At 69.6% G+C, this 3931-nt stretch carries 3 protein-coding genes; 2 read left to right on the plus strand and 1 reads right to left on the minus strand.

The window, feature by feature from the left end:
* The first annotated feature begins 320 nt into the window (after positions 1-320).
* Complete coding sequence (locus tag VF794_RS24260; protein ID WP_331114312.1) at positions 321-1649, plus strand: glycoside hydrolase family 1 protein; 1329 nt, start codon at positions 321-323, stop codon at positions 1647-1649.
* On the opposite strand, the gene dusB is transcribed toward VF794_RS24260, so the two are convergent.
* Entirely contained in the window at positions 1628-2644 is a 1017-nt protein-coding gene (dusB, locus tag VF794_RS24265; RefSeq protein ID WP_331114314.1) for a tRNA dihydrouridine synthase DusB, read from the minus strand. The genes VF794_RS24260 and dusB overlap by 22 nt on opposite strands.
* A gap of 91 nt (positions 2645-2735) precedes the next feature.
* On the opposite strand from dusB, the gene VF794_RS24270 reads away from it, so the two are divergent.
* On the plus strand, positions 2736-3931 hold a 1196-nt coding region (locus VF794_RS24270), incomplete at its 3' end, for a site-2 protease family protein (RefSeq protein ID WP_331114316.1).

A 3931-nucleotide genomic window follows, 5' to 3' on the forward strand; every position in this document is an offset into this window, starting at 1 on the left:
GTCTTCTTCGCGGCGGTCTTCTTGCCCGCGGCCTTCTTCGCGGTCGTCTTCTTGGCGGCCATCTAAAACCCTCCGTTGGTTCAACTCCACCACCACTCATCAAGAGTGGGGCTTGCACTCGCATGAGGAGTGCTTGACATGAATGGTAGAGATGCCGTGCCAGTGTGTCAACGCATGGTGATGTAGTGCAACGCGTGGCGTGCCGATTTTTCGGCACCGCGCGCGTTCGAGCGCACCTCACGCGCATCCGACAACAGCCCGCTACAGGCGCGCAGCGTGCTTTGCGCCCGCGAGCGCCGCGTCTACGGTCGCGCCCTCCTATGAGTGCTCACGAGACGACCTTCCCCTCGGACTTCACCTTCGGGGTGGCCACTTCCGCGTACCAGGTGGAGGGCGGCATCGAGAACGACTGGTCCGAGTGGGAGCGCGCTGGAAAATTGAAGGAGCCCCACGTGCGCTGCGGGCGCGCGGTGGACCACTGGCACCGCTACGAAGAGGACTACGGGCTCGCGCTGGACGTGGGCGCCACCGCCTTCCGCGTGTCGCTGGAGTGGGCGCGCATCGAGCCGGAGCGGGGGCGCATCGACGGCGCGGTGCTCGAGGCCTACCGCGAGCGGCTGCTGCGGATGAAGGCCCGCGGCCTGCGTCCGGTGGTGACGCTCCACCACTTCACCCACCCCACCTGGTTCCACCGCGAGACGCCCTGGCACCAGCCCGGAAGTGTCGAGGCCTTCCGCGCCTACGCGCGTGCGTGTGCCCCTGTTCTCAAGGGGTTGGATGCACTCCTCATCTCCCTCAACGAGCCGATGGTGCTGCTGCTGGGCGGGTATCTCCAGGGCCTCATGCCCCCCGGTATCGCGGAGGGGGCGAAGACGATGTCGGCGATGGAGAACATGGTGCGCGCCCACGTGGCCGCGCGCGAGGAGCTGCTCGCGGTGCTGGGCCGGGTGGAGCTGGGCATCTCGCAGAACATGCTCGCCTTCGCCCCGGACCGGTGGTGGCACCCGATGGACCGCGCGCTCGTCCGCCTGGGTGCCCAGGCTTACAATCACGCCTTCCACGAAGCATTGGTGTCCGGACGCCTGCGGGTGAACATGCCCGGTGTCGGCTCCACCCGGGTGGACATCCTCGGGGCGCGCGGCTCGTGCGAGTTCATCGGGATGAACTACTACTCGCGCGCCCACCTGCGCTTCATCCCCCGTCCCCCCTTCATCGACTTCAGGTTCAAGGACGTCCTCGGCCGGGGCCTCACCGACATCGGCTGGGAGCTGTACCCCGAGGGCTTCGGCCAGATGCTGGGCGAGCTGAAGCGCTACGGGCTGCCGGTGTGGGTGACGGAGAACGGCATGGACGACCGCGGCGGGCAGCGCCGGCCGGGCTACATCCACACCCACCTGGCCCAGGTGCTCGCGGCGCGCGCCCAGGGGCTGGACGTGCGCGGCTACCTCTATTGGAGCCTGCTGGACAACTTCGAGTGGCTGGAGGGCTGGGGCCCGCGCTTCGGCCTCTACCACGTGGACTTCGAGACGCTCGAGCGCCGCCCCACCCCCGCCTGCCTCTATTACAAGGAGGTGGCGACGACGCGGCGCCTCGTGCCGCCGGAGATCGTCCTCACCGGGACCCGGGCTCAGCCGAGCGCGGCCCGGTAGTCCACGTCCTGCTGCTCCTCTTGAGCGGCGTGGGGGTCGACGTGGGCGGAGCCGAAGAAGCGCCGCACCGCGTCCCGCACCTGCTCGGGGGAGTCGAGCTGGTTCACCTCGGAGCGGAAGGCGGCGGCGCCGTGCAGGCCGTGCCCGTACCAGGCCAGGTGCTTTCTAAAGGAGCGCACCGCCGCGAGCGCCTCGCCCACGAACTCGATGTGGGCGGCCAGGTGCTCCAGCACCAGCTCCCGGCGCTCCTCCGGCGTGGCCGGCGGGCCCCCGAGCAGCTCGCGGAAGATCCACGGGTTGCCCAGCGCCCCGCGACCAATCATCACGAAGTCACACCCGGTGGTCTCCAGCATCCGGCGCGCATCGGCGGGCGTCTTCACGTCCCCGTTGCCGATGATGGTCCGCTCCGGGAAGTGGCGCTTGAGGTCGGCGATGACGCTCCAGTCCGCCTTGCCCGAGTAGCCCTGGGCGCGGGTGCGCGGGTGGATGGCGAGCGCGGCGCACCCCGCCTCGAAGAGCTGCTCGGCCACCTGGAGGTAGTTGCGGGTGTGCTCGTCCCAGCCCGAGCGGATTTTACAGGTGACGGGCAGGCCGGTGGCCGCGTGGATTTCGCGCACGAGGGCCGCGCCCCGGCCCGGCTCGCACAAGAGGGCACTGCCGGCGCCGTTCTTCGTCACCTTCTTCACCGGGCAGCCCATGTTGATGTCGATGAGCTGCGCCCCGTACTCCTTGCCGATGACCGCGGCGCGGGCCATGGCCTCCGGCTCACCGCCGAAGATCTGGAGGCTGTAGGGCCGCTCCACCTCGGGGTCGAAGCGCAGGTACTTGAGCGTGCGCTGGTTGACGCGCATCAACCCCTGGGCGCTCACCAGCTCGGTGGGGCAGAGGGCGGCACCCAGGCGGAAGGCGATGACGCGGAAGGGCTTCTCGCTCACCCCGGCCATCGGGGCGAGGATGAAGGGGTTGGGCAGCGTGTAGGGACCGATACGGAGCATGCGGGCCGGGGAACCTAGCGGATTGCCCGGATTCTTTCAGGGTGCGGGCGGAGGCCTGCGCGGCCGCCCTCCATTGATTAAGGTCCGGGCCATGCTGCGCTTCAGGCTCGGGAGCATTCCCGTCGAGGTCCACCCCACCCACCTGCTCTTCTCGGCGCTGCTGGCCTACACCTTCATGCCGCGCCCGGGCTCCACGCCTCAGTCCTCGGCCAGCTGGCCCTACCGCCACCTGCTGGACCCGGAAGACCCGATGCACGGCAGGACGGTGGTCCTCTACATCGTCTCGTGGATGGTCATCGTCTTCGTGTCGGCCCTCGTCCATGAGCTGGGCCATGCCCTGGCTGGCCGGATGTTCGGCTACCAGCCGAGCATCGCCCTGGAGTGGCTGGGCGGTCACACCCAGACCAACGCCCCTGGCCCCATCCCCTGGCACAAGATGGTGGTGGTGACGGCGGCGGGGCCCCTCGCCGGGCTGCTGCTCGGCTTGAGCGCCCTCGGCATCCTGAACTTCGCGGGCCCCCAGCCCGAGGTGCTGAAAGCCCTCCTCCTCTGGGTCTCCGTGGCCAACATCTTCTGGACCCTCTTCAACCTCCTCCCTGTGTCCCCCTTGGACGGGGGCCACATCGTGAGCACGCTGGCCACCCGGTTCCTTGGACGGGCGGGCTTCATCGGGGCCCAGGGGCTGGCCCTGGTGGTGTGCGTCGCCCTGGTGGCGTACGCGGTGAATCGGAAGGATCCCTTCATCGGCCTCTTCTTCGGCCTGTACGGCTTCCAGGCGCTGCGGATGATGGCGGCCGCCTGGCGCGGAGAGCTGAAGGTGTCCGCGGAAGTGCCGCCGGAGCCCCTCGTGCAGGAGCTCCAGCAGGCCCAGAGCGAGCTGGCCTCGGGCCACCTGGACGCGGCCCGCCTGCGGGGCCAGACGGTGCTCGCGTCCGAGGATCTCACGCCGGAGCTGGCCTCGCGTGCCCACCACCTGCTCGGGTGGGTGGCCCTCAAGAAGGGGCAGGGACGCGCCGCGCTGGACCACTTCGCCCAATCCCAGCGCCAGCCCGTGGAGACGCACGCGCTCGCGGCCGCCTTCTCCCTCGTCGGGGACGAGCATCGGGCACTCACCCTCTGGGAGCTGGCCTGGCAGGAGACGCGCAACAGCACCGTGCTCCACGAGTACGCCGGCTCCCTCATCCGCGCGGATCGGGTGCAGGCCGCGCTGCGGTTGCCCGGCGTGGACCTGGAGTCCGCCTTCGACTGCGCACAGCGCACCCTCTTCATCCGCGAGGCGTACTCGGA

It is taken from the genome of Archangium sp. (assembly GCF_036389735.1).
Lineage (GTDB): Bacteria > Myxococcota > Myxococcia > Myxococcales > Myxococcaceae > Archangium.

Bases quoted from the DNA above. Each gene is read 5' to 3' on its own strand.
- VF794_RS24260 (WP_331114312.1), top strand. From the start codon at position 321: ATGAGTGCTCACGAGACGACCTTCCCCTCGGACTTCACCTTCGGGGTG.
- dusB (WP_331114314.1), bottom strand. From the start codon at position 2,644: ATGCTCCGTATCGGTCCCTACACGCTGCCCAACCCCTTCATCCTCGCC.